The organism is Dyella sp. ASV21 (assembly GCF_016428975.1).
Lineage (GTDB): Bacteria > Pseudomonadota > Gammaproteobacteria > Xanthomonadales > Rhodanobacteraceae > Dyella.
Window position 1 is genome coordinate 51,069 of sequence record NZ_JAELTT010000013.1, and the last position, 25,945, is coordinate 77,013.

At 64.2% G+C, this 25,945-nt stretch carries 23 protein-coding genes and 1 tRNA gene; 16 read left to right on the forward strand and 8 right to left on the reverse strand.

The window, feature by feature from the left end; translation table 11 throughout:
- Window positions 1–222 precede the first annotated feature (222 nt).
- Window positions 223–1,512 (forward strand): FAD-binding oxidoreductase, encoded by a 1,290-nt coding sequence (locus JHD67_RS06805; protein WP_199098415.1) that lies wholly within the window; start codon window positions 223–225, stop codon window positions 1,510–1,512.
- Window positions 1,509–1,853, forward strand: a complete 345-nt coding sequence (locus tag JHD67_RS06810; protein WP_199098416.1) for a tRNA-binding protein — start codon at window positions 1,509–1,511, stop codon at window positions 1,851–1,853. The genes JHD67_RS06805 and JHD67_RS06810 overlap by 4 nt, the downstream gene beginning before the upstream one ends.
- Window positions 1,854–2,098: 245 nt before the next feature.
- On the opposite strand, the gene JHD67_RS06815 is transcribed toward JHD67_RS06810, so the two are convergent.
- Window positions 2,099–2,800, reverse strand: a complete 702-nt coding sequence (locus JHD67_RS06815; protein WP_199098417.1) for a pirin family protein — start codon at window positions 2,798–2,800, stop codon at window positions 2,099–2,101.
- A gap of 265 nt (window positions 2,801–3,065) precedes the next feature.
- Here JHD67_RS06815 and JHD67_RS06820 point away from each other — a divergent pair.
- Window positions 3,066–3,141 (forward strand) — tRNA-Gly (locus JHD67_RS06820).
- Between the two features lie 128 nt (window positions 3,142–3,269).
- Here JHD67_RS06820 and cycA read toward each other — a convergent pair.
- The 3 genes from cycA to JHD67_RS06835 all read right to left on the reverse strand — a co-directional run bounded on the left by cycA (window position 3,270) and on the right by JHD67_RS06835 (window position 6,139).
- Window positions 3,270–4,682 (reverse strand): D-serine/D-alanine/glycine transporter, encoded by a 1,413-nt coding sequence (gene cycA / locus JHD67_RS06825; protein ID WP_199098418.1) that lies wholly within the window; start codon window positions 4,680–4,682, stop codon window positions 3,270–3,272.
- Window positions 4,683–4,766: 84 nt separating this feature from the next.
- On the reverse strand, window positions 4,767–5,504 hold the full coding sequence (locus tag JHD67_RS06830) for a 2OG-Fe(II) oxygenase (protein ID WP_199098419.1): 738 nt from the start codon (window positions 5,502–5,504) through the stop codon (window positions 4,767–4,769).
- Between the two features lie 89 nt (window positions 5,505–5,593).
- Window positions 5,594–6,139, reverse strand: a complete 546-nt coding sequence (locus tag JHD67_RS06835; protein ID WP_199098420.1) for a DUF2058 domain-containing protein — start codon at window positions 6,137–6,139, stop codon at window positions 5,594–5,596.
- A gap of 141 nt (window positions 6,140–6,280) precedes the next feature.
- Between JHD67_RS06835 and JHD67_RS06840 the strand changes: the two genes are divergently transcribed.
- Window positions 6,281–6,664 carry a DUF202 domain-containing protein gene (locus JHD67_RS06840; RefSeq protein WP_199098421.1) on the forward strand — a complete coding sequence of 128 codons (384 nt, stop codon included), beginning with the start codon at window positions 6,281–6,283 and terminating at the stop codon, window positions 6,662–6,664.
- A gap of 108 nt (window positions 6,665–6,772) precedes the next feature.
- Entirely contained in the window at window positions 6,773–7,537 is a 765-nt protein-coding gene (locus JHD67_RS06845) for an SDR family oxidoreductase (protein WP_199098422.1), read from the forward strand.
- An 82-nt stretch (window positions 7,538–7,619) separates the two neighbouring features.
- On the opposite strand, the gene JHD67_RS06850 is transcribed toward JHD67_RS06845, so the two are convergent.
- From JHD67_RS06850 to JHD67_RS06860, 3 genes are all read right to left on the reverse strand, one after another.
- Window positions 7,620–8,828 carry an acetyl-CoA C-acyltransferase gene (locus tag JHD67_RS06850; protein WP_199098423.1) on the reverse strand — a complete coding sequence of 403 codons (1,209 nt, stop codon included), beginning with the start codon at window positions 8,826–8,828 and terminating at the stop codon, window positions 7,620–7,622.
- A gap of 89 nt (window positions 8,829–8,917) precedes the next feature.
- The gene (locus JHD67_RS06855; protein ID WP_199098424.1) at window positions 8,918–11,305 is read right to left on the reverse strand and encodes a 3-hydroxyacyl-CoA dehydrogenase/enoyl-CoA hydratase family protein; all 2,388 of its coding nucleotides are present in this window, start codon (window positions 11,303–11,305) and stop codon (window positions 8,918–8,920) included.
- Window positions 11,306–11,379: 74 nt separating this feature from the next.
- The gene (locus JHD67_RS06860; RefSeq protein ID WP_199098425.1) at window positions 11,380–12,003 is read right to left on the reverse strand and encodes a TetR/AcrR family transcriptional regulator; all 624 of its coding nucleotides are present in this window, start codon (window positions 12,001–12,003) and stop codon (window positions 11,380–11,382) included.
- 236 nt (window positions 12,004–12,239) lie between these two features.
- On the opposite strand from JHD67_RS06860, the gene ndk reads away from it, so the two are divergent.
- The 8 genes from ndk (at window position 12,240) to moeB (ending at window position 20,396) form a co-directional block, all read left to right on the forward strand.
- Window positions 12,240–12,665, forward strand: coding sequence for a nucleoside-diphosphate kinase (gene ndk, locus JHD67_RS06865; RefSeq protein ID WP_199098426.1), 426 nt, complete (start codon window positions 12,240–12,242; stop codon window positions 12,663–12,665).
- Window positions 12,666–12,676: 11 nt separating this feature from the next.
- Complete coding sequence (gene rlmN, locus JHD67_RS06870) at window positions 12,677–13,810, forward strand: 23S rRNA (adenine(2503)-C(2))-methyltransferase RlmN (RefSeq protein WP_199098427.1); 1,134 nt, start codon at window positions 12,677–12,679, stop codon at window positions 13,808–13,810.
- Window positions 13,800–14,597 (forward strand): type IV pilus biogenesis/stability protein PilW, encoded by a 798-nt coding sequence (gene pilW, locus JHD67_RS06875; protein WP_199098428.1) that lies wholly within the window; start codon window positions 13,800–13,802, stop codon window positions 14,595–14,597. Before rlmN ends, pilW begins: the two co-directional genes overlap by 11 nt.
- A gap of 71 nt (window positions 14,598–14,668) precedes the next feature.
- On the forward strand, window positions 14,669–15,649 hold the full coding sequence (locus JHD67_RS06880; RefSeq protein ID WP_233171685.1) for a helix-turn-helix domain-containing protein: 981 nt from the start codon (window positions 14,669–14,671) through the stop codon (window positions 15,647–15,649).
- Between the two features lie 150 nt (window positions 15,650–15,799).
- The gene (locus JHD67_RS06885) at window positions 15,800–16,444 is read left to right on the forward strand and encodes a tetratricopeptide repeat protein (RefSeq protein ID WP_199098430.1); all 645 of its coding nucleotides are present in this window, start codon (window positions 15,800–15,802) and stop codon (window positions 16,442–16,444) included.
- Window positions 16,441–17,667 (forward strand): outer membrane protein assembly factor BamB, encoded by a 1,227-nt coding sequence (bamB, locus tag JHD67_RS06890; protein WP_199098431.1) that lies wholly within the window; start codon window positions 16,441–16,443, stop codon window positions 17,665–17,667. The genes JHD67_RS06885 and bamB overlap by 4 nt, the downstream gene beginning before the upstream one ends.
- A 27-nt stretch (window positions 17,668–17,694) precedes the next feature.
- Window positions 17,695–19,095 carry a ribosome biogenesis GTPase Der gene (der, locus tag JHD67_RS06895; RefSeq protein ID WP_199098432.1) on the forward strand — a complete coding sequence of 467 codons (1,401 nt, stop codon included), beginning with the start codon at window positions 17,695–17,697 and terminating at the stop codon, window positions 19,093–19,095.
- Between the two features lie 131 nt (window positions 19,096–19,226).
- Window positions 19,227–20,396 (forward strand): molybdopterin-synthase adenylyltransferase MoeB, encoded by a 1,170-nt coding sequence (gene moeB, locus JHD67_RS06900; protein WP_199098433.1) that lies wholly within the window; start codon window positions 19,227–19,229, stop codon window positions 20,394–20,396.
- A gap of 58 nt (window positions 20,397–20,454) precedes the next feature.
- Here moeB and JHD67_RS06905 read toward each other — a convergent pair whose 3' ends face one another.
- On the reverse strand, window positions 20,455–21,570 hold the full coding sequence (locus JHD67_RS06905; protein WP_199098434.1) for a GNAT family protein: 1,116 nt from the start codon (window positions 21,568–21,570) through the stop codon (window positions 20,455–20,457).
- Window positions 21,571–21,635: 65 nt separating this feature from the next.
- Here JHD67_RS06905 and folD point away from each other — a divergent pair, with 65 nt between their 5' ends.
- The 3 genes from folD (at window position 21,636) to guaA (ending at window position 25,875) form a co-directional block, all read left to right on the forward strand.
- Window positions 21,636–22,502, forward strand: a complete 867-nt coding sequence (gene folD, locus JHD67_RS06910; RefSeq protein WP_199098435.1) for a bifunctional methylenetetrahydrofolate dehydrogenase/methenyltetrahydrofolate cyclohydrolase FolD — start codon at window positions 21,636–21,638, stop codon at window positions 22,500–22,502.
- A gap of 112 nt (window positions 22,503–22,614) precedes the next feature.
- Window positions 22,615–24,072 (forward strand): IMP dehydrogenase, encoded by a 1,458-nt coding sequence (gene guaB / locus JHD67_RS06915; RefSeq protein ID WP_199098436.1) that lies wholly within the window; start codon window positions 22,615–22,617, stop codon window positions 24,070–24,072.
- A gap of 222 nt (window positions 24,073–24,294) precedes the next feature.
- Window positions 24,295–25,875: a glutamine-hydrolyzing GMP synthase gene (gene guaA / locus JHD67_RS06920; RefSeq protein WP_199098437.1), complete on the forward strand. Its 1,581-nt coding sequence runs from the start codon at window positions 24,295–24,297 to the stop codon at window positions 25,873–25,875.
- Window positions 25,876–25,945 lie beyond the last annotated feature (70 nt).

A 25,945-nucleotide genomic window follows, 5' to 3' on the forward strand; every position in this document is an offset into this window, starting at 1 on the left:
AGTGTTGTCCGCCCGAGAAGATACGCAGGCTAACGCCGCGTAATTCGACGCTGGTTGCGCATGCAACTTCAGGCGCGGTGAGGCTGTCGGCGTCATGAAGGTGCGCCCGGGTTACTCAGGCAGAACCGCCGCTGCATTGCCTTGCGACATTCCGCTGTGCCAAGCACGCGTCGCGGTGGAGTATGCTTGCCGGCCACACCACGACCTGAGCACGCTCCTGGCATGACCTTGTCCTCGGTTGCTTCCTATTACCGCGCCACGGCTACGGCCTACGATGCGTTCGAACCGCTGCAGGGCATCAATGATGCCAAGGTGGTGATTATCGGCGGCGGCTTTGCCGGTCTGCATACCGCGCTCGAGTTGGCAGAACAGGGCGTGCGCGATGTGGTCTTGCTGGAGCGCGAACAGGTTGGTTTCGGTGCCTCGGGTCGTAACGGTGGATTTGTGTTCGCTGGCTATTCGCTGGGTGAACAGGCGCTACTCGATCAGCGGGGCGCCGATCATGCGCGTGCGTTGTTTCAGTTGACCACCGAAGGCGTGCAGCGTATTCGCCACCTTGCCTCCCATTACAGCATCCCGTGCGACGTGGTGGACGAAGGCGTGATATGGGCCAACTGGTTTCGCGACCCAGCCGTGCTGCGCGGACGGCAGGCGCTTTTGGCTGAGCGTTATGGTGTAGCTTGGGATTGGTTGCCACAGGCGGCATTGCGTCAGCGTATTCATACCACGCGCTATTTCGATGGCCTTTACGAGCGCAACGCGCTGCATCTGCACCCACTCAATTTCGCCATTGGGCTGGCGCAGGCCGCCGCCGCGCAAGGTGTTGCCGTGCATGAGCAGTCCCGGGTTACACGGTTGCAGCGTGAGGGCGAGGGCTGGCTTGTGGAAACTGGCCAAGGCAGCATTCGCACCGAGCAGGTGGTGCTCGCCTGCGGGGGATATCTCGCAGGGCTGCGCAACGAAGTGGATCGCGCCATTTTGCCCATCGCCACTTACATCATGGTCACCGAGCCGTTGGGTGATCGTTTGCGCGCATGCCTGGAAACGCGTTCGGCCGTCTATGACTCGCGCTTCGCTTTCGATTACTACCGCCCCCTGCCAGATACTCGCCTGCTATGGGGCGGGCGCATTTCGGTGCGCGACCGGTCGCCGGCATCGGTGCAAGCGCTGTTGCGCGACGACCTTGCCAAGGTATTTCCGCAGCTCAAGGGCGTGAAGATCGACTACGCATGGTCGGGCCTGATGAGCTATGCCCGCCACCAGATGCCGCAGATCGGCAGTAGTGGCGATGGCCTGTGGTGGGCACAGGCCTTTGGCGGCCATGGCCTGGCCCCCACCTGTGCGGCGGGTAGCGTGCTTGCGGCGGCCATAGCGCAAGGTGATCAGCGTTGGCGACAGTTTGCCGACTACGGCCTCGATCGCACCTATCGCCCCTTCGGCTACCTGGGCGCGCAGGCAAGCTATTGGTGGCAACAGGGCAAGGACTGGTTCAAGACGAGGTTGGAAGGATGAGCGATTCCGTAGCCCCCATCACATGGGATGACTTTGAAAAGGTATTGATCGTGGTGGGCACGGTGACACGCGTGGAGCCTTTTCCGGAAGCCCGTAAGCCGGCCTGGAAGGTATGGGTAGACTTTGGACCTTACGGCGAAAAGAAGACCAGTGCGCAGATCGCCAAGCTCTATCGGGTAGAGGATCTGCTCGGGCGCCAGATCGTGGGCGTGCTTAATTTTCCCGAGAAGCAGATCGGCCCTTTCCGCTCGCAGTTTCTGCTTACCGGCTTTCCAACCGACGATGGCGTGGTGCTCACCGCCGTGGAGCGTCCCGTGCCCAATGGCACCCGCCTGGCCTGATCAGCGCGCAGCGCGTGCCGCGGTTGCGGGCGCGCTGTGGCGCTGGATGAGCATGGGCAGTGCGGCGGCGAACAGGCCGCTTCAAATGAGCCAGTCAATATCGGCAGGGCGAAGGCCTGATGATGCGCAGACGGTGGACCCCCGCATTCGCGGGGATCACGTCTCCATAGCGCAGATGATTCGTCATTCCTGCGGATGCAGGAATCCAACGACCGTCTGGGGCTTTCCTCGCGTGGTGCCGACCATTACGGCTCGGCATCCACCAGCACCAGCTCCGCATCTTCGAGCGCGGTGACCTTGATGCTCGCTTCGTTACGGATGGCGGCGCCATCGCGTGTGTCGATTTCCACGCCATTTACGGACACCTTGCCCTTGGATGGTACGAGATAAGCGAAGCGATGCGGACCCAGGTCGTACTCGGCCGATTCTCCGGCCTTAAGGGAGGCGCCCAGGACGCGCGCGCTTGCACGCAAGGGCAAGGCATCGGCGTCTTCCTTGAAGCCACTGGCCAGTGCCACGAAGCGGCCCGAGCGATCGCCTTCCGGGAACGGTTTGGTGCCCCACGACGGCGGGTTGCCCTGCTGATTCGGGATAATCCAGATCTGGAAGATCCGCGTGGTGCCTGGCTCCAGGTTGTATTCGGCATGGGTGATGCCCGTGCCCGCGCTCATTACCTGCACGTCGCCCGCCACGGTGCGCCCTTTGTTGCCCAGGTTGTCCTGGTGGGTGATGGCGCCTTCGCGCACGTAGGTAATGATCTCCATGTCGCCATGCGGATGCGGGGGAAAGCCCGTCTGCGGTGCGATGGTGTCGTCGTTCCACACGCGCAGCGAACCCCAGCCCATGCGGGCGCCGTCGTGGTAGTTGGCAAAGGAGAAGTGGTGCTTGGCGTCGAGCCAACCGTGGTTGGCACCACCCAGCGAAGCAAAGGGACGACGTTCGATCATGGTGCTCTCCTTGAATGGGGTACGCCGTTTGGCGCCTGACACCAATGTAAGGGAGCGCGCCGGATTCACCAGCCGCCATGGAACGAACGGACTGTTGCGCCAGCGTCGCTGATGGGCACCAGGGTCTGGGATGGCTAGCGATAGGGTTGTGAACGCCCCGGGGCGGCTTCCAGCTCCGGCGGGCGAGTAAGGGCGCCTTTTTGTAAAAAAATCTTCCCAGACTCTTCACAAATGCCAATCTTCTGCTATTATTTCTTGCTCCAGCGCGGGAATAGCTCAGTTGGTAGAGCACGACCTTGCCAAGGTCGGGGTCGCGAGTTCGAGTCTCGTTTCCCGCTCCAAATTCCATGTACGAACCCAACGTCGTACATAAAAAAAAGAGGCTTCGGCCTCTTTTTTTATGCGTGCGGTTTGCCGGCCGGCGCTTGCGCCCCGGTTGCGCCGCGTGGCGCAACCGGGGCGTTCGCTCTCAATGCGTATGTTCGCGGTGCTTGATGGCTTGCTTACGATAGAACGGGTAGCAGATCGCCAGCGCCACGAACCAGATCGGCGTGTAGATCAAGCCGGCCAAGGTGTCTTCCTTCTGCGCGAACACCCACAGCACAAAGGCGAAGAACGCCAGCACCAGCCAACACAAGAGCACGCCGCCGGGCATCTTGAAGATCGAGCGGCTGTGACGCTCCGGGTGGAGCTTCCGGTAGCGCATATAGGCAATCATGATCAGCGACCACACGAAGATGAAGCAGATGCTGGAGATCGTGGTGACAATGGTGAATGCCTTCATGATGTCGCCTTCCTGATAGAGCAGGAATACGCCGATGAAGAGCAGCGCGCAGGAATAGGCCAGGCCGTTGGCAGGCACGTTGTTGCTGCTGAGCTTGGCGAACGGGCGCGGGCCCAGCTTGCCGGCCGAGAGGCCGTAAAGCATGCGACCGGTGGAATAGATGCCGCTGTTGGCCGAGGATGTGGCCGAGGTCAGCACCACGAAGTTGATCAGGGTTGCCGCGATCGGAACGCCGATAAGCATGAACAGGTTTACGAACGGACTCTTGTCCGGCGCCACCTGGCTCCACGGCGTAACCGTCATGATCACCAGCAGCGCCAGGATGTAGAACACGATCACGCGGATGGGGATGGAGTTGATCGCCTTGGGCAGGGTGCGCTCGGGGTCCTTGGTCTCGGCCGAGGCCGTGCCCACCAGCTCGATGCCAACGAAGGCGAATACCGCAATCTGGAATGCCGCCATAAAGCCGGCCCCGCCATGCGGGAACCAGCCGCCCTGGGTCCACAGATTGGACACCGCGGCCTTGGCGCCGGAGGGCGAGGTAAAGCCCATCCCGATGAGCACCAGGCCGATGGCGATCAATGAAACGATGGCGACGATCTTGATGAGGGCAAACCAGAACTCCAGCTCGCCGAACAGTTTCACCGTCAGCAAATTGAGGCCCAGCAGAAGGGAAATACAGAACGTGCCGGGCAACCACAGTGGCACGGCGGGCGCCCAGAACTGGATGTAACCAGTGATGGCCACCACGTCGGCAATGCCCGTGACCACCCAGCAGAACCAGTAAGTCCAGCCGGTAAAGAAGCCCGCGCAAGGGCCTAGCAGGTCGTAGTTGAAGTCGACGAACGATTTGTAGTTCAGGTTGGAGAGCAGCAGCTCGCCCATTGCACGCATCATGAAAAACAGCACGCTGCCGATGATGGCGTAGGCAAAGATCACGGAGGGACCCGCCAGGCTGATGGTCTTGCCCGAGCCCATGAACAAACCGGTGCCGATGGCGCCACCGATAGCGATCAATTGCAGATGGCGGTTGTGCAGGTTGCGCTGCAGGTGATGTTCGGCGCCGGCGGGTGCGGCGGTGGGTTCGTGGTTCTGCATCGGCGACACGATCCTTGGGGCAACGGGCGAAGCAGCCATCCTAAAGGATTCCCGCCCGTGCGTGCGGAGCGCTCCGGGGCACTCTTAGGCGGCGTCGTGGAAGAGGACGCCAAGCGCGTAACGTCGCCCGCCCAGCAGCCGGCTCACGCCGTGGCGCATGGTTACCCGGTACGGGCCGCGCGTGCCTTTGGCCGGCCGGTGCTGGACGGCGAAGACCACGCCATCCCCCTGGCGTAGCGGCACCACCTCGACGCGCGATTGCATGCGCGGACGTTGCTCGGTGAGCACAAACTCGCCACCGCTGAAATCCGCGCCGGGTTCGGACAGCAGGATCACCGCCTGCAGCGGAAATACGTGCTCGCCATAGAGATCCTGGTGCAGGCAGTTGTAGTCGCCCGCACCGTATTGAAGCAGCAGCGGGGTAGGGCGCCGCTGGCCGGCCTCATGACAGCGCGTGAGGAAATTCGCATGCACCGCTGGATAGCGAACATCGATGCCCAGGCTCGCATTCCAGTCGTTGGCTACGGTTGCCAGGTGGGGGTAGAGCGTGTCGCGCAGGGCTTGCACGGGAGCGGGCAGGGGGTAGCGAAAATACTGGTACTCGCCGAGGCCGAAGCCGTGTCGCGCCATCACCACGCGACTGCGGTAAAGCGTGTCGTTGCCATAGTCGTTAGCCAGGTCGCGACAGGCCTGTGCTCCCAGCAGGCCCGGAATGATGGCGTAGCCGTATGCGTCAAGGTGCTTGCGGACACCTGCCCAGTCAAGCGCGTCCACGCGCGTGGCAGCGATGGGGTCTTGCGGGGCGGCGTGGCGTGCGAGCATGCGCATGAAGTCCTGGGGCGGGGACGTCAGGCTAGTGTTCGGCTCCGTTCACGACACTCCGTTTCTTGCGGTCACGTCGACCGCAGGCGTCACCAGACCAGGTCGTCAGGCACCTTGAACTGGTCCTGGTCGTAGAAATCATCGCTCTCGCCCGCCGATGCGCCATCCGTTGCCTTGCCGTGATCGAGCACGATGGCCGATGCGTCGCGTTCGCGGATCTTCGCGGCCGCCACACGCGGCAACAGCTCGTAGTGGTCGCCCGAGCGCACGATCACCAGCGCGCCCTTGGCCAACTGCGCGCGCAGCGTTTCGTTCACCAGGATGCTGTGGATGGCCTCGCCGTCGGTGAAGCGGTAGCTTATTTCACCCTCGCGCTTGACCTTGTTGGTCTCGATGATCTGGCGCACTTGCGCAGCGATCTCACGCGCCTGGGCCTGGGCGTTGCGCTCGGCGGCGAGGGCGCGATCACGCTCCGCCTTCTCCGCCTGCAGGCGCTGGGCGTCAATTGTGGCCTCGGGCGCCGCCGTGGGCGCCTTGCCTTGGCGCTGCTTCGCCTGATCGCGTGCGATCTGGTCCACCTTGCCCTTCTTGGCAAGGCCGGCTTTGAGGAGTTGTTCCTGGAGGGGGTTGCGCATGACGGGCACTATCGGGATGGAAGCGTGGTTTCCGATTGTAGCGCGCGTTCTTGCTTCATCCGGTGCGTCACTCGCCGGGCCATGGGGCGGGCATGGCATGATGGGGCGCCAGGGCGTGAGGCCCGCGGAAAGGGATGCCCCGTGATTCCTCGTTTCTCCGAGCACTCGGCCAACGAACGCACCTACCTGGCCTGGGTACGCACCGCGATTTCGGTGATGGCGTTCGGCTTTCTGCTGGAACGGTTCGACATCTTTCTGCTCTTCACCTCCCGTGCGGCCGAAAGAGCCGTCTCGGGCTTGCATACGCTGGCGTCGCAGTGGCTGGGCCTGGGGTTGTTGCTGGTGGGGGCACTGATGATCGTCGGTGCTACCTTGCGTTTCTACCGTAACCGCAAGGCCATCGAGGCGGCAGATACTTCGATCTATGGTGATTCGTGGCTGGCCCGCGCCATGGCGGTGTCACTGGTGCTTATGGCGGTTTTCCTGGTGGGTTACGTAGCAAGGCAGATCGCGGCGCTAAGCTGAGGTGCCGTCGAGACATGGCCTGCACAAGAACCGGATATCGAGCTTGATGGGCTCTCGCTAACGTTCGCGCTTCATGACGGAAAGCGCTGGACAAGCGGAGCAATGGGAATGAAACAACTCAAGGACAAGGTTGCCATCGTCACGGGTGCAAGCTCGGGCATTGGCTATGAAGCGGCAAAACTATTCGCCCGAGAAGGCGCTGGCGTCGTGGTCTGCGCACGCAGGGCCGCCCAGCTCAACGCCTTGGTCGCGGAGATTGCAGGCGCTGGTGGCCGGGCGGTGGCGGTCGCCGGCGATGTGACCGACGAAGCGTTGTCGGCGCGATTGGTAGAGGCTGCACTCGACGTTTTCGGTGGGCTGGATATTGCGTTCAACAACGCGGGCATGACGGGGCATGCTTGTCCCATGGATGAACTGTCGATCGAAGACTGGCGGCGCACGTTGGACGTCAACTTGACGGCGGCGTTCCTGGGCGCCAAGCACCAAGTTCCCGCCATGCTCGCACGCGGTGGCGGCTCGTTGATTTTTACTTCCACGTTCGTGGGGCACGTTGTGGGTTTTCCGGGCATGGCTGCGTACGCGGCAAGCAAGGCTGGGCTGGTCGGCCTGTGCAGGGTCATCGCAGCGGAGTACGGCGCGCGGGGTATTCGCGCCAACGCACTTTTGCCGGGTGGTACGGATACGCCGATGGGGCGCTCGGTGGCCAATACGCCGGAGGCGCTGACGTTCGTGCAGAACCTGCATGCGTTGAAGCGTCTGGCGCAGCCGGCAGAAATCGCCCGGTCGGCCTTGTTCTTGGCCTCGGATGCATCGAGCTTCATGACGGGAGCGGCCATGGTCGTAGACGGTGGGGTATCCATCTCGCGTACGTAAGGGTGGCGGCTGCCGCACGCCGAAACGGAAACGGCGCCGTATCGCTACGGCGCCGTTCTCACATCCAGCGTGATGGTTGCGATCAGAGCGCTTCGAACACGCCCGCCGCGCCCATGCCGGTGCCGATGCACATGGTCACCATGCCGTACTTCTGCTTGCGGCGGCGCATGCCATGCAGCAGCGTGGCGGCACGGATGGCGCCGGTGGCGCCCAGCGGGTGACCCAGGGCGATGGCGCCGCCCAGCGGGTTGACCTTGGACGGGTCCAGGCCGAGGTCACCGATCACGGCCAGGGCCTGCGCGGCGAAGGCTTCGTTGAGCTCGATCCAGTCCAACTGGTCTTGCGTCAGGCCGACCTGCTTGAGCGCCTTCGGAATCGCTTCCTTGGGGCCAATGCCCATGATTTCAGGCTTCACACCCGCCACCGAGTAACCGACGAAGCGGCCGATCGGGGTGAGGTTGAACTCCTTGATGGCCTTTTCGCTGGCCAGCAGCAGGGCGCCGGCGCCGTCGGACATCTGCGAGGAATTGCCGGCGGTCACGCTGCCGCCGAACTTGTCATTACGGAACACCGTGCGGAGCTTGCCGAGCACCTCCATGGTGGTGCCTGCGCGCGGGCCTTCGTCGGTATCGATCAGGCGGCTGTCGGTCTTGATGCCGCGGGTGACGAGGTCGGGGTAGTGGTCATCCAATTGGAACGGGGTGATCTCGTCCTTGAACTCGCCACCGGCGATGGCGGCCAGCGCGCGGCGATGGCTTTCAACGGCGAAGGCGTCCTGCTGCTCGCGGGTCACCTTCCACTGCTCGGCCACCTTCTCGGCGGTGATACCCATGCCGTAGGCGATAGCCACGTCTTCCTTGTTGGCGAAGATGGCGGGGTTCATGGCCACCTTGTGGCCCATCATCGGCACCATGCTCATGCTCTCGGTGCCGGCCGCGATCATCAGATCGGCCACACCGAGCTGGATGCGATCGGCGGCCATGGCAATGGCCTGTACGCCGGAGGAGCAGAAGCGGTTGATGGTGACGCCCGGCACGGTATACGGCAGGCCGGCGAGCAGCGCGCCGATGCGCGCCACGTTCATGCCTTGCTCGGCTTCGGGCATGGCGCAGCCGACGATCACGTCTTCGATGCGATGCGGATCGATGCCCGGCGCCTGCGCCATGACGGCGCGGATCACGTGGGCGAGCATGTCGTCCGGACGGGTGTTGCGGAATACGCCGCGCGGCGCCTTGCCGACCGGCGTGCGGGTGGCGGCGACGATGTAGGCGTCTTGCACTTGCTTGGTCATGGTTTTGCTCCGTGGCGTCGCGCTCATCAGCGGCGACGCGTCTTGGTTTTTGATCGTCATGCCTGCTTGCGCAGGGACGACGAGCCTCATCAGTTACGCAGCGGCTTGCCGGTGGTCATGGTGTGCGCGATGCGGGCCTGGGTTTTCTCGGTCTTGGCCAGCTCCACGAAGTGCTTGCGCTCAAGCTGGAGCAGCCATTCCTCATCCACCTGCGAGCCGCGTTCGATCTTGCCGCCGCATAGCGTGTCCGCAATGCGTGTGGCGATGGCCACGTCATGCGGCGAGGCGAAATAGCCCTCGGCGAGGTTGGCGAGCGAGGCCTGGAACGTAGCCGTGCCCACGTCGCCGGCCACCGGGATAGTGCGTGCCATCATCGGCGGGCGGTAGCCGCTTTCCGCCAGCGACAGGGCGATCTTCTTGGCCACGTAAAGCAGCTCGTAGGCGTTGAACACCACCACGTCGCTGTCGCGCAGCAGGCCCAGTTGCTTGGCTTCCATCGCGCTGCCGGACACCTTGGCCATGGCGATCGTCTCGAACACCTTCTTCAGCGCTTCGAACGGATCTTCCGGGTTGGTCTTGGCGGCGCGAATAGCCAGCTCGTGCAGGCCGCCACCGGCCGGCAACAGGCCCACGCCAGCCTCGACCAGGCCGATGTAGCTTTCCAGCGCGGCCACGGTGCGAGCCGAGTGCATCTGGAACTCACAGCCGCCGCCCAAGGCCAGGCCGCGCACGGCCGACACCACCGGTACCAGCGAGTGCTTGATGCGCATGCTGGTGGCCTGGAAGTTGGCGACCATCTTCTCGAAATCGTCGAACTTGCCGGCCTGCAGCAGGCCCAGTGCGCCCTTGAGGTCGGCGCCGGCCGAGAACGGCTCGCCGGCCTGCCAGATCACCACGGCCTTGAGCTGCTGCTCGGCGACATCGATCGCCTGCTGCACGCCATTGAGCACGTGGTCGTTTACCGTGTTCATCTTGGTCTTGAACGAGATGATGCCCACGCCATCGTCGCCCAGCGTCCACAGGCGCACGCCGTCGTTCTCCCACACCGTGGTGCCCTGGTCGAACTTCTCGCCCAGGATCGGATCGGGGAACAGCTGGCGCTGGTACACCGGATGCTGCGAACGCGGCTTGTAGCTGCCCGACGCGGCCGACCAGGAGCCGTCCTTGCCGTGCACGCCGTTGCGGCCGTCGGTAACCCAGGCCGGCAGCGGGGCGCTGCTCATGGCCTTGCCGGCGGCGATGTCTTCGGCGATCCACGCCGTTACCTGCTGCCAGCCAGCGGCCTGCCAGGTTTCGAACGGGCCGAGCTTCCAGCCATAGCCCCAGCGGATGGCGAAGTCGACATCGCGTGCGGTGTCGGCGATATCGGCCAGGTGATAGGCGGAGTAGTGGAACAGGTCGCGGAAGGTCGCCCACAGGAACTGCGCCTGCGGATCGGCCGAGGCGCGCAGCTGGCCGAACTTCTCGGCCGGGTCCTTGATGGCGAGGATGGCGGCCACTTCGTCCGAGGCCTTCTGCTCGGACAGGCGGTAATCCTGTTTGGCCACGTCCAGCACGACGATGTCTTTACCGGCCTTGCGGTAGAAGCCTGCGCCGGTCTTCTGGCCCAGCGCGCCCTTCTCGATCAGGGCGGAGAGCCACACCGGGGCCTTGAAGTACGCGTGCCACGGATCATCGGCCAGTGTATCGGCCATGGTTTTGATCACGTGCGCCATGGTATCCAGGCCCACTACGTCGGCGGTGCGGTAGGTGGCGCTTTTGGGGCGACCCACGGCCGGGCCGGTCAGCGCGTCGACGGTGTCGAAGCCCAGGCCGAACTGCTGGGTGTGGTGCATGGTGGCCAGCATGGAGAACACGCCGATGCGGTTGCCAATGAAGTTCGGCGTGTCCTTGGCGTACACCACGCCCTTGCCGAGCGCGGTGGTGAGGAATGCCTCCAGGCCTTCCAGCACGTTCTTGTCCGTGAGCTTGGTCGGGATCAGCTCGACCAGATGCATGTAGCGCGGCGGGTTGAAGAAGTGCACGCCGCTAAAGCGATGGCGCATTTCTTCCGGCAGCGCTTCGGCCAGCCCATTGATGGACAGGCCGGAGGTGTTGGAGGCAATCACGGCGGTGGGCGATAGGTGCGAAGCGATCTTCTTGTAGAGATCCAGCTTCCAGTCCATGCGTTCGGCGATGGCTTCGATCACCAGGTCCACGTCCTTGAGGTGATCCAGGTCATCGTCATAGTTGGCCGGGATAATGGCCGCGCCTATGGTTTTGTCGGCCAGCGGTGCCGGCGACAGCTTCTGCAGGTTGGCGATGGCCTTCAAGGCGATGCCGCTCTTGGGGCCTTCCTTCGCGGCCAGGTCGAACAGCACGGTTTCTACACCGGCGTTGGTCAGGTGTGCGGCGATCTGCGCGCCCATGACGCCAGCGCCGAGCACGGCGGCCTTGCGGATCCGTAGCGCTGCCTTGGGGGTGGATGGAGCAGTCATTGTTTTCTCCGTAGTGCGAGACGCATGAAGGTGAAACGGTCGGCCGTCGCCGGCCGGGAAGACAAAACTGAGTATCAGGGTGACTTGAGACCGGATGCGGCGAAGCGGATCAGGTGCGCGGCAGTCTCTTCGCGGTGGCGCTCTTCGGGCACATCGCTTTTGCGCTGGATCATGCCGAAGCCGGACATGGCGTGGGTCAGCGCGCCGGTCACCAAGTCCACGCGCCAATACAGCTCCTCCTTGCTCAGGTGGGGCAGCAGGCGTGCGAACTCGGCGGTGAACTGGCGCATGACATGGCCGTAGTTGTCCGAAAGGAACTTGCGCAGGGTGTCATCGTGCTCGGCGAAGGCGCGGGCCAGCACGCGCATAAAGAGCGAACCGCTGCCATCGTGGGAGAGCTCCAGTGCAGGCCCGATGAAGGCTGCCAGCACATCCTCCACGCTGGTCTCCGGCTGGCCGGCCACGCGTTGCAGGGCGGCCATGCGGCGACCGTTGAGCTGGTCCAGGCGGCGGCGAAAGACCTCCTCGATGAGGCGATCCTTGGAGCCGAAGTGGTAATTCACGGCCGCCAGGTTCACCCCGGCCGCGGCGGTGAGCTGCCGTAGCGAGGCGCCCTCAAAGCCGTGGCGGGCGAATAATTCCTCGGCGGCGCCGAGGATGCGTTCCTTGGTCGGCAGGGCTGCGCTGTGGGCAGGCATGGTCCGTGGGCCTCGACGAAGAATCAAACGATCGTTTGAGCATACGTCGGTCGGTTCGCCACCGTCAAACGATCGTTTGGGATTGGCCGGAAAAGCCCTGCGTCCAGTTTGCGTATGGGTTAGAATCTGTCAGACTTTCGTGAGCTAAATCCGCAAATCTTGTCGAGATTTGGCATAACTTCGCCGGCACAGACCGGACCGCCCATTCAGTTACCCGTTTTCCCGGAGCAGATCCCATGGCGCTGGAGCGCACCCTTTCCATTATCAAGCCCGACGCTGTCGCCAAGAACGTGATCGGTGAAATCTACGCCCGTTTCGAAAAGGCTGGCCTCAAGGTTGTGGCCGCCAAGATGAAGCACCTGTCGCGCCAGGAAGCCGAAGGCTTCTACGCCGTGCACAAGGAGCGTCCGTTCTTCAATGCGCTGGTCGAGTTCATGATCTCCGGCCCGGTGATGATCCAGGCGCTGCAGGGTGAGAACGCCATCCTCAAGCATCGCGAGCTGATGGGTGCCACCAATCCGAAGGAAGCTGCACCGGGCACCATTCGTGCCGATTTTGCAGACTCCATCGATGCGAATGCGGTGCATGGTTCGGACGCGGCGGAAACGGCTGCTGTCGAGATCGCGTACTTCTTCGCCTCGACGGACGTTTTCTCCCGCTGAGGTATGTCGTTGTGAACCAGGCTGTCGTCAATCCACCGGAAAAGGTCAACCTGCTCGATTTCGATCGCCAGGGCTTGCGTGATTTCTTCGCGCAGCTGGGCGAGAAGCCTTATCGCGCCGAACAGGTGATGAAGTGGATCTACCATCGCCTGGAAGACAACTTCGAAAACATGACCGATGTCGGCAAGGCGCTGCGAACCAAGCTTGAAGCGTCGTGCTACATCGGGCCGCCCAAGACCATGTTCGACAAGGGTGCCGCCGACGGCACCCACAAGTGGTTGCTCGGCATGGACGGCGGCAACGCCGTTGAGGCGGTCTATATCCCGGAGCCGACCCGCGGCACGCTATGCGTGTCCTCGCAGGTCGGCTGCGGCCTCAATTGCCAGTTCTGCTCCACCGCGACGCAGGGCTTCAACCGCAACCTCTCCACCTCCGAGATCATCGGGCAGATGTGGGTGGCGGCCAAATACCTTGGCAACATCACGCACCAGAATCGGCGCATCACCAACGTGGTGATGATGGGCATGGGCGAGCCGTTGCTGAATTTCGATAACGTGGTGAAGGCGATGAGCCTGATGCGCGATGACCTGGGCTTTGGCCTGGCGTCCAAGCGCGTCACGCTATCCACCGCGGGCCTGGTTCCGATGATCGACAAGCTGTCGGAGTCGATCGACGTCTCCCTGGCGGTGTCGCTGCATGCGGCCAACGACGAGCTGCGCACCGAGCTGGTGCCACTCAACAAGCGTTATCCGATTGCCGAATTGATGGCCGCCTGCCAGCGCTGGCTGGATCGCAAGGCGCGCACCTCCATCACCTTCGAGTACACCCTGATGAAGGGTGTGAATGACCAGCCGGAGCATGCCCGTCAGTTGATCAAGCTGATGCGCCGCATGCCCAACTGCAAGGTCAACCTGATACCGTTTAATCCATTTCCCGGCACGCGATTCGAGCGCTCCGACGCCGAAACGATTCGAGCCTTCCAGACCCAGTTGCTCAACGCCAATGTGTTGACCATGTTGCGCCGTACGCGCGGCGACGACATCGATGCCGCGTGTGGTCAGCTCAAGGGGCAGGTATTGGATCGCACCCGTCGCCAGGCCGAATTTCGAAAGCGTCTGGACGAAGGGGCGAACCATGCGGCTTGATCGGATCTTGTTGAGCGGCAGCCTGGCCATGCTGATGGCCGGCTGTGTCACCACCACGACCAATGGGTCGGGCGGTGTCGACACCAAGATTCCTCATGCCACCAAGGCCGAGCAGCGTCAGGAAGGCGCCCGTGTCCATACCGAGCTGGCCCAGCAGTACATGGACAACGGCGACTTGCAGGATGCCCTGGTCAAGCTCAATAAGGCGCTGCAGTTCGATCCCAGCTACGTGCCCGCACATACCGTGCTGGCGGTGGTGTACGAACGCATCAATGATTTGCCCAATGCCGAGCTGCATTACCGCAAGGCCGTGGCGCTGGCGCCGGACAAGGGCGATACCAACAACAACCTGGGCTGGTTCCTGTGCAATCGCGAAGGCAAGCCGGCCGAGGCGGCGCCGTATTTCCAGAAGGCCGTGGCCGATCCGTTCTACCAGACGCCAGCCTTGGCCTGGACCAATGCCGGCATCTGCCTGACCCGTTCGAATGACCTGACCGGGGCGGAGGCGGACTTCCGCAAGGCCTTGGCGATCGACGCGCAGGCCCCGGGGGCGTTGTATCAGCTAGCCAACGTGCTTTATCTTCAGGGTGATGCGTTCCGCGCGCGTGCCTTTATCCAGCGTTTCGACGCGCTGGGACAGCCAAGTGCGGCCTCGCTCAAGTTAGGTCATGACATCGAATCCCGGTTGGGCAACAGGGACGCTGCTCTCAACTACGGTAGGCGACTGCAAAGCCAGTTCCCGGATTCGGAACAGGCGCACGCCCTTGACGCAACTGCAAGCCAATGACACCTGAGCAGTCAAATTCGGCCAACAGCGGCAATCGAGCACAACCCCATACTGAAACCCCTGGCGCGACCATGGACACGGAACACACCTCGCTGGAAATGATCGTCGGTAATCTGGGTGGCCGCCTGCGCGCGGTTCGTGAGGCGCGCGGCCTGGACGTGGAGTCGTGCGCGCATGCGCTGCGCTTGCCCACGAAGGTGCTGCGTCAGCTGGAAAACAACGAATACGCAGGTATCGATTACCAGGTCTATCTGGGCGGCTATCTGACCAAATACGCGCGCTACCTGGGTGTGGACGATGCCGAGGTGAAGGCCGAGCTGGAGCACATCAAGCTGTCCCAGCCGACCCTGGTGGCCACGGGCGGCATCTCGCACTCTCGCTACCTGCTGGAGAACTACGCGCGCGCCGCCACGTATGTGGTGCTTACAGCGGCGATCGTGGTGCCCACCATCTGGCTCGGCGTTCGCGGCACGCTTGATCGTGACGTCAGCCATTTGGCGCCGCTCGATGCTACGCCAGTGGCTCAGGCTGATGCGCCGGCCCCGGCCGCCACTGCGCCCGCCTCGCAGGCGGTAGGCAGTGAAGCTGGTCGTGATGCGGTCGCCAGCGTGCCGGTCGATCAGCCCCCATCGGCAACGCCCGCGCCGCAAGCTCCGGCGGCCCCGGCGCCTGTGGCGCAGGATCAGCAGCCGCTGATGGCCTCCATGGCCCCGTTTCCCAACCTGACCGACGCCACGCATCCGGCATCGGCGCCGCCCGCCAGCGACTCGGTGGGCAATGGCGCCCACAGCCTGGCGCTGACCCTGCAGTCGGCCAGCTGGGTGGAAGTAACCACCAAGGATGGTGCGCGCCTGGAATACGGCTTGCTGCCGGCGGGTAGCACCAAGACCTATCACAGCGACCAGGCCTTGGAAGTGCGCATCGGCAACGCCAATGGCGCTCAGGTGATGCTGGATGGCCAGCCGATGGCGCTGGACAACTATCGCCGGTCCAACGTGGCGCATTTCCGCATCGATATGCGCGACGGCAAGGCCGCGCCTGCCGGCGCCTGATCGGCGTTTCGGGCCTGTGCGGCCCGGCGCAATCGGTTATGCTTGCCCATTGGCTGTCCGTTGAAGAACGGACGGCTCGGGCTGGTTACTTTTTCCGCATGAGGGGCGCATGCCCGCATCCTCCATGTGCGGCTCCCCCAAGGTGATTGCATGGCATTTGAAGCGTACGACGAATACGAACAGAGCGAACGCGTACAGCAGTGGCTGCGTCAGAACGGCCTGTCCATCGTCGTCGGCATCGCGATTGGCCTGGTCGGCATCTTTGGCTGGCAGCAGTGGAACAAGCACAAGGATGGCCACCTTACCGAGGCCGCCAACGTCTATCAGCAGATGCAGTCCGCCCTGGCCGCCGGAAAATCCGACAGCGCCAACGCGTTGACCGATCAACTGCTCAAGGATTACGCCGATACCAGCTACGCCGTGTTCGCCGCCAGCGATCGCGCGCAGCGCCAGGTGCAGGACAAGGCGCTGGACAAGGCGATCGAGTCGCTCAATTGGGCCGAGAGCCACGCCAGTGACACCAACCTCAAGGCGCTCGCGCAGCTGCGTATCGCGCGCGTGCAGTTGGGGCAGGACAAAGCGGCCGATGCGCTGTCCACGCTCGATCGCCTGCCGCCCAAGACCTACGAGGGTGTGGCCCAGGAACTACGTGGCGATGTGCTGGTCAAGCTTGGGCGTCCTGACGATGCCCGCAAGGCATATATCGCCGCCAAGGCGGCACTGGGCGAGAACGCGCTGCCTAGCGTGCAGATGAAAATCGATGATCTGGCCGTGGCCGGGAAGCAGGGTGCATGAAACCTGAAGTGAATAAGCGCGGTGCGATGAACCGTGTGTGGCTGGTGGCGCTGACCTCGCTGGTGGCCCTCGCTGGCTGCCATTCGTTCAAAAAGGAAAATGTTCAGCCGCCCACGCCGCTGGCCAAGGATTTCAAACCCACCACGCAGGTAACCCGCGTGTGGACCGCGAGCATCGGCAAGGGCGCCGGTGACAGCGGCGTGCGTCTGCGTCCCGCCTTTGCCGATGGCGTGCTCTACGCCGCCAGCACCGACGGCAAGCTGGCCGCCTTCGATGCGGCCAGCGGCAAGACCTTGTGGGAAAAGAGCTCGCGCACCCAGGGCTGGTTCGGCTGGGGCGACAAGAAGCGCGCCGATGCGCTGTATGCCGGCGGCCCGGGCGTTTCCGGTGACCTGGTGGTGATCGGCACGCTCGACGGCCACATCTACGGCGTGAATGCCAAGGACGGTAGCCCGCGCTGGGAGTCGGTGGTCAACTCCGAAGTGATCTCGGCCCCGGCCATCGCCGGCAACCTGGTGGTTGCGCGCACGCAGGACGGTCGCGTCTACGGCATCGACAGCAGCAATGGCGAGCGTCGCTGGGTCTACGACCAGAGCACCGTGCCGCTGCTCAGTCTGCGTGGCAATGGCCCGCTGCTGATCGCCAACGGCGTGGTGTTCCTCGGTAGCGACGCCGGCAAGCTGGTGGCGTTGCGCCTGGATAACGGCGAAAAGCTGTGGGAGCAGACCCTGGCCAGCGGTGAAGGCCGCACCGAAATCGATCGCCTGAGCGACGCTGACGGCGGCATCCTGCTCGATGGCAGCACGCTCTACGGTGCCGCTTACCACGGCAACCTGGCCGCGGTGGATGGCCCCAGCGGCCGCCCGTTGTGGTCGCGCCCGTTCTCTACCTTCACCTCGATCGATGTGACGCCGAGCGCGCTGTATGGCGTCAATGACGAATCGCAGGTGTGGGCATTCGACAAGAATGGCGGCGCCGACATGTGGAAGAACGACGCGCTCAAGTATCGCTGGCTGACTGGTCCGGCGGTGCAGGGTGACTACGTGGTCGTCGGCGATCTCGAGGGCTACGTGCATTGGCTGCAAACCGGCGACGGTGCGCTGGCCGCGCGTGAGCGCCTATCCAAGAAGCCCATCCGCGCCCAGCCGCTCGTGGTGGGCGACACCGTGTACGTCGAAGACGTGAAGGGCCGCATCGGCGCTTACCGTCTCGGCGGACACTGATTGCACGTATAAGGTTTGGTCTGAATCATGCTGCCCGTCGTAGCCCTGGTCGGTCGTCCCAATGTCGGTAAATCGACCTTCTTCAATGCTCTGACGCGCAGCCGTGACGCCTTGGTGGCCGATATGCCGGGCGTCACCCGAGATCGCCACTACGGCGTGTGCCGCACCGGTGCACGTCCGTTCGTGGTGGTCGACACCGGCGGCCTGTCCGGTGTGGAAGAGGGCCTGGATGCGCTGACCGCGCAGCAGGTGCGCTTTGCCATCGAAGAGGCCAATGTGCTCGTGTTCGTGGTGGATGCCCGCGATGGCCTGCTGCCGCAGGATCGCACCATCCTCGACGAGCTGCGTCGCAGCGGTAAGCCGATCATCGCCGCGGTCAACAAGACCGATGGCCTGGATCTGCAGAATGCGATGGCGGAGTTCGCCGTCTTCGGCATCTCCAATACGCTGCCCATCGCCGCCGCGCACAATCGTGGCAGCGAAGACGTGGTGGCGGCAGCGATCAACCTGCTGCCCGAAGACACGCACGAAGAGCTCGATCCGGCCGACGCGGATAGCATCCGTGTCGCCATCGTGGGTCGCCCCAATGCGGGCAAGTCCACCCTGATCAACCGCCTGCTGGGTGAAGACCGCCTGATCGTCTCCAGCGTGGCTGGCACTACCCGCGACCCCATCAAGGTGTCGCTGGAGCGCGATGGTCGCAAGTACACCTTGATCGACACCGCGGGCGTGCGTCGCAAGGCGCGCGTGGAAGAAGCGGTGGAGAAGTTCAGCGTCATCAAGACGCTGCAGTCGATGGCCGCTGCCCAGGTGGTAGTGGTGATGATCGACGCGCGCGAGAATCTCGCCGACCAGGATCTCACCTTGATCGGCCATGCGGTGGACGAAGGTCGCGCCCTGGTGATTGCCGTCAACAAGTGGGACGGCATGGACAGCTATCAGCGCGAGCAGTGCCAGAATGCCCTGGCACGTCGTCTGCAGTTCGTCGATTGGGCCAAGACGGTTTTCATCTCCGCGTTGCATGGTTCGGGCCTGCGCGAGTTGATGAAGGCGATCGTGCGTGCGCACCATGCGGCGACCAAGGAGCTCAGTTCGTCCGAGCTCACCCGCACCCTGGAGCGCGCGTACGAGGGCTATCAGCCGCCGCTGGTGCGTGGGCATGCGCCCAAGCTGCGTTTTGCCCATCCGGGCGGCACCAACCCGCCCACCATTGTCATCCACGGTAGCCGCACCAAGCACATCGCGCCGGCCTACCGGCGCTATCTGGAAAACTTCTTCCGCAAGCGCTATCGCCTGGAAGGCACGCCGGTTCGTATCGATTTCCGCGATGGCGAGAATCCGTTTGCGGGCAAGAAGAACGTGCTGACCGAAGGTCAGATGCGCAAGCGTCAGCGCATGATCCGCGAGATGAAAAAGCGCAAGCGCTGATTCGGGCGGGCGCTGGCCCGTCGCTCCAGTGGCGGGTTTCTCGTCGAATGCCTCGTCGGCGGTAGAGGGTGTCGGGCCGGCAAGTTCGGCGCGTACTTATTCAGAGCATGCTTAGGTTTTATGCTATGGCCATGAGCACGCCCCCCGATCGCGAATCCTGGCTGGCTGCACTGCGCCAGCGCATCCCTGAGTTATCCCCGGCCGAAGCACTGTCGCGGCAGGCGCGTGGCGCCTTGCTGATCGATGTGCGCGAGGATGGCGAGCGCGCCAGCGGTACGCCGCCGGGGGCGCTAGGCTTGTCGCGTGGATTCCTGGAGCTGCGTATCGAGCAGGTCGAGTCCGATCGCGAGCGCGAGGTGATTGCGCTTTGCGGCAGCGGTCAGCGCTCCTTGCTGGCCGCCGAGGCGCTGGAGCGCCTGGGGTATCGCTGGGTGTCGTCGGTCGCGGGCGGTTTCAATCGGTGGAAGGCCGAGGGCTTGCCGGTTGCGCTCGGTGCGTTGGATGCGGATGCCGCGGAGCGCTATGCCCGCCAGCTCCAGTTGCCCCAGGTAGGGGAGGCGGGGCAGGCGCGATTGGGCGAGGCGCGCATCGCCTTGCTCGGCGCCGGTGGATTGGGTGCGCCGGCCGCGCTCTATCTTGCCGCGGCGGGCGTGGGCCAGCTCACGCTCATCGACGACGACGTGGTGGAGCGCTCCAACCTGCATCGACAGGTGATCCACGCCGATGCGCGCGTGGGCATGCCCAAGACCGAATCGGCACGGCTCGCCCTGGCCGCGCTCAATCCGCGCGTACGGGTGAACGTGCGCAACGAGCGCCTGCAAGGCGACAACGTGGAACGCTTGCTGGCCGGTCACGATCTGGTGATCGATGGCGCGGACAATTTCCCCGCGCGCTACCTGGTCGCTGCCGCATCGCAGCGGCTGAAGCTGCCCATGGTCTATGGGGCGGTGGAGCGTTTTACCGGGCAGGTCGCCGTGTTCGATCCGCGGCGTGTGGATTCGCCGTGCTATCGCTGCCTGTTCCCCGAGCCGCCATCGGCAGCCGAGGCGCCCAATTGCAGCGAGGCGGGCGTGCTGGGCGTGCTGCCCGGCATCGTGGGGCTGCTGCAGGCTACCGAGGCGCTCAAGCTGATCCTGGGCATCGGCGAGCCATTGGTGGGGCGTCTGCTGGGTTTCGATGCCCTGGCGATGCGCTTTCGCGAAACACGTCTACCGCGCGATCCCGCGTGCCCCGGCTGCGGCGAGCATGCGGTTTTCCGTGGTTACGAGGATATCCAGCAGCTCTGCGCCATGGCAGGCTGATCCGCTGACGGCCCGAGGCGGCAGGCCTGAAGGGTGGTGTCCAAGCGGCGCGAGCGAGTCAGAGATCGCCCGCGACCAGTGAGTAGATCGCCGCATCCATCGGTTGCCCACGCAATACCAGCCGGTGTCGCGCCACGCTTTCAAGCTGCGCCCCCACTTTCTCGGCAACGCGGCGACTGGCGAGGTTGTCCGCGATCACCACGATTTCCAGGCGCTGCAGCTCGGGCACCTGGAGCGCATGCGCGGCCAGCAGGCGCGTGGCCGCGGAGGCGGCGCCCTCGCCCTGGCGGGACTGGCGAACCCAGTAGCCGAGGTTGGCCATGCGAAAGTCGTGCTGCCAGTGATTGATGCCGATGCTGCCGACCAGTCGATCTTCGCCATCCACGATGGCCAGGGCGCACTCGTCACCCACGCCTTGCCAGGCGAGACGCGTGCGCTCGATCCAGTGGATGGCATCGTCAAGGCTATAGGCCGGCGTGCACCAGTCCAGCCAGCGGCCCACCGTATCGACCGACTCCAGCAGGGCCTCCTGTAGCGCTGGCGCGTCGGCGTGCTGATAGGCGCGCAGACGCCACGTGCCGTCGCCCAGTTCGGGGGCGGATAGAGGTGTGTCGCGGCCCGGCGGCAACAGGGAATACACCGCCGCTGGCACCGGCTCGCCGCGCTCCACGATGCGGCTGGGGGAGATGCCGTCGAAATGGGCGCCTGTGCGCTCGGCGGTGCGCCGGCTGGGTTGGTTGTCCACCGCCACCACGATTTCGATGCGAGCCAGGCCAAGGGTGTCGAAGCCGAACCCGGCCATGGCCTTGATCGCTGCGCGGGCGATGCCCTTGCGCTGCTCGGACTGGCGGATCCAATAGCCGAGGTTGGCGTTGCGGCGATCGGCGTCGATCCGGTTGAGGCAGATGTCGCCCAGCAGCCGGTCAGTGTCGTCGTAGATGCCAAAGGCGTACATGGAGCCTTGCGCCCACCCGGCCTGACACTGCGCGATGCGCGCCACGCAGTCTTCATGGCTCACGCCGTGCTGCAGGCGAGGAATCCAGCGTCCCGCCGTGTCGCCGGACTCATGGATCGCCTCGAACATGGCATGCGCCCGGGTGGGCTCCCAGGGGCGCAGGCGCAGCGTCGGGGTGGCAAGTTCCAGCGATTCGGGCAGTTGATTCAGTGCGGCCATACAAACGGGTTTGTGTGTGCACGATGGAGCTCGGATAATACGTCTCTTTGCAGGCAGCCCAAACCATGACCGCACGCATCCTCGACGGTAAACGCATCGCGCAGGAATTGATGGAGCGGATCGGCCGCCGCGTCGCCGAGCGCAAGGCCAAGGGCCAGGCGGAGCCGGGTCTTGCCGTGGTGCTGGTGGGTGACGACGCAGCCTCGTCGGTGTACGTGCGCAACAAGCGCAAAGCCTGCCACCAAGTGGGCTTTCGTTCGTTCGATTTCGACCTGCCCAGCAGCACCACGCAGGAGGATCTCTTCGCCCTGATTGATCGCCTCAATGCCGATCCTGCCGTGCACGGCATCCTGGTGCAGTCGCCGCTGCCCGAGCACATCGACGAGGATGCCCTGGTCGATCGCATCGATCCGGCCAAGGACGTGGATGGTTTTCAGGCAGTGAACGTGGGTCGTCTGGCGCTACGTCGCTTTGGCCTGCGCCCGTGCACGCCACGCGGCGTGATGACCTTGCTGGGGCATACCGACCGTCCGGTGCGCGGCCAGCATGCCGTAGTGGTGGGCGTGTCCAATCACGTCGGGCGTCCGCTGGCGCTGGAGTTGCTGATCGCGGGCTGCACCACCACGTGTTGCCACAAGTTCACCCGCGACCTGGAGGGCTTTGTCCGGCAAGCCGATATCGTGATCGTGGCGGTCGGCAAGCCTGGCCTGGTCAAGGGCGAATGGATCAAGCCCGGCGCGGTGGTGATCGATGTGGGTATCAACCGCCTCGAGGATGGCCGCCTGGTCGGTGATGTGGCGTTCGACGCCGCCGCCGAGCGCGCCAGCTGGATCACGCCGGTGCCCGGTGGCGTGGGCCCGATGACCGTGGCAACGCTGCTGGAAAACACGCTGGAAGCGGCCGAGGCGCGCGCCCAGCTTCAGCACGGTTGAGCCGGCCTGCCGCCGGCGATCGTAGCGCCTGCGGCAACATACCGTTCATGCAGCGTGTGGCGAGGGCGTGGCGTTCTACGTATAATTCTCTCTTTGCAGCGGGACTTTTCGCATGCGCATCCTCGCCGAGGCTCTCACCTACGACGACGTGTATCTCGTTCCGGCCCATTCGGCCGTTCTGCCGCGTGACGTAGACACTTCCACGCGACTTACCCGAAACCTGCGCCTGAATATTCCCATCGTGTCCGCTGCCATGGATACGGTTACCGAAGCCCGCCTCGCCATCACCATGGCCCAGCAGGGCGGCATCGGCATCATCCACAAGAACATGTCCGCCGAGCAGCAGGCCGCCGAAGTGCGCCTGGTCAAGAAGTTCGAAGCCGGCGTCATCCGCAGCCCCATCACCGTGGGCCCGCAGACGTCCATCGGCGAAGTGCTTCGCCTCACGCGCGCCCACAATATTTCCGGCGTGCCGGTGGTGGAGGGCGAAAAGCTGGTCGGCATTGTTACCAGCCGCGATCTGCGCTTCGAGCGCAAGCATGAAGATCCCGTGCGCAACATCATGACCCGCCAGGAGAAGCTGGTGACGGTGCGTGAAGGTGCCAGCCAGGACGACGTGCTGCAGCTGCTGCACAAGCACCGCATCGAGAAGGTGCTGGTGGTGAACGACGACTACCAGCTGCGCGGCCTGATTACCGTCAAGGATATCCAGAAGGCCCGCGACAACCCGCATGCCGCCAAGGATCGCCTGGAGCGCCTGCTGGTCGGCGCCGCGGTGGGTGTGGGTGGCGACACCGAGCAGCGCGTGGAAGCGCTGGTGGATGCCGGTGTGGACGTGCTCGTGGTGGATACCGCGCACGGTCATTCGCAAGGCGTGATCGAACGCGCCGCCTGGGTCAAGAAGCGCTACCCGCAGGTGCAGGTCATCGCCGGCAACATCGTCACGGGCGAGGCGGCGCGCGCGCTGCTCGATGCCGGCGTGGATGCCGTCAAGGTGGGCGTAGGCCCCGGTTCCATCTGCACCACGCGCGTGGTTGCGGGCGTGGGTGTGCCACAGATCACCGCCATCGACCTGGTGGCCACCGCGCTCAAGGACGAAATCCCGCTGATCGCCGATGGCGGCATCCGTTACTCGGGCGATATCCCCAAGGCGCTCGCCGCCGGTGCCTCCACCGTGATGCTGGGCTCGATGTTCGCCGGCACCGAAGAATCGCCTGGCGACGTGGAGCTGTTCCAGGGCCGCTCCTACAAGAGCTACCGCGGCATGGGTTCCCTCGGCGCGATGGCGCTGGGCTCGAAGGATCGCTACTTCCAGGATGAGGCTGACGCCGACAAGCTGGTGCCGGAAGGCATCGAAGGTCGCGTGCCGTACCGTGGTCCGCTGCGCAACATCATCCACCAGCTGATCGGCGGCCTGCGCGCTTCCATGGGTTACCTGGGCGCAGCCACCGTCGAGGACGTGCGCCAGAATGCGCAGTTCGTGAAGGTGACCAGCGCGGGTGTCACCGAAGCGCATCCGCACGATATCCAGATCACCAAGGAAGCGCCGAACTATCGGCTCAATTCCTGAGGCTGGGGCGGGGGTGTTGCGAGCGTTGTCCGCCATGTCTCGCCGCTCCCCGCTCATGCTGAATCGTCATTCCAGCGAAGGCTGGAATCCAGCGCCTTCGGTGCTGCGAAAAAAGTCGCTGGATCCCGGCCTGTGCCGGGATGACGGGCATGAAGCTATTCGCAGGTCGGGGCGTTGCGACGTTCCGACCTTTCTCTTTTTCGAACTCTGACTTTCGCCGCCATGACCGATATCCATAGCGACAAAATCCTTATCCTCGACTTCGGCGCGCAATACACGCAGCTGATCGCCCGTCGCGTGCGCGAGATTGGCGTGTACTGCGAAATCTGGGCGTGGGACCACGACCCCGCCGAGATCGCCGCCTTTGGCGCCAAGGGCATCATCCTGTCCGGTGGTCCGGAATCGACCACGCTGCCGGGCGCGCCCAAGGCGCCGCAGGAAGTGTTCGATTCGGGGCTGCCCATCCTTGGCATCTGCTACGGCATGCAGACCCTGGCCGCCCAGTTGGGTGGCGCTACCGAGGCCGCCGATGCCCGCGAGTTCGGCCACGCCCAGGTGGATATCACCGCGCAAAGCCGCCTGTTCGCCGGCCTGAGCGATCACGGCGATGCGCACCGCCTGGATGTGTGGATGAGCCACGGCGATCACGTCGCCAAGGCGCCGCCGGGCTTCACCATCACCGGTACCACCGACCGCATCCCGGTCGCCGTGATGGAGAACGAGGACAAGCGCTGGTACGGCGTGCAGTTCCATCCCGAAGTGACGCACACCAGGCAGGGCACTGCGCTGCTGCAGCGTTTCGTCACGGAAATCTGTGGCTGCCAGACCCTATGGACCGCCGCGCACATCATCGAGGACCAGATCGCCCGCGTGCGTGAGCAGGTGGGCGACGATCATGTACTGCTGGGCCTCTCCGGTGGCGTGGATTCCTCCGTCGTGGCCGCGTTGCTGCATCGTGCCATCGGCAAGCAGCTCACCTGTGTGTTCGTTGACACCGGCCTGCTGCGCTGGAAGGAAGGCGACCAGGTGATGGCCACCATGGCCGAGCACATGGGCGTCAAGGTCATCCGCGTCAACGCGGCCGAGCGCTACTTCGCGGCACTGGAGGGCGTGGCCGACCCGGAGGCCAAGCGCAAGATCATCGGACGCCTGTTCGTGGAGATCTTCGACGAGGAATCCACCAAGGTCACCGCCGCCGGCCACGGTCAGGTCAAGTGGCTGGCACAGGGCACCATTTACCCCGACGTGATCGAGTCGGCCGGCAGCAAGACCGGCAAGGCCCATGTGATCAAGAGCCACCACAACGTGGGCGGCCTGCCCGAGCACATGAAGCTCAAGCTGGTCGAGCCGTTGCGTGAGCTGTTCAAGGACGAGGTGCGCCGCATCGGCGTGGAACTCGGCCTGCCGCGCGAGATGGTCTATCGCCATCCGTTCCCGGGCCCCGGCCTGGGCGTGCGCATCCTGGGCGAAGTGAAGCCCGAATACGCCGAACTGCTGGCCCGTGCCGACGCCATCTTCATCGAAGAGCTGCGCGCCTGGGATCTTTACGACAAGACCAGCCAGGCTTTCGCCGTGTTCCTGCCCGTGAAGTCGGTAGGCGTGGTGGGCGACGCGCGCGCCTATGAATGGGTGATCGCGCTGCGCGCGGTGGAGACCATCGACTTCATGACGGCGCATTGGGCGCACCTGCCGTATGACTTCCTCGGCAAGGTTTCCAATCGCATTATCAATGAGTTGCGTGGTGTTTCTCGCGTCGTTTATGACATAAGTGGCAAGCCACCCGCCACCATCGAGTGGGAGTGAGTTTTCTCGCCGCCTGATCCGGCCCGAACTTCAAGAAGGTTTTCCAACCGATCGAAGTTCGGGCTTTTTC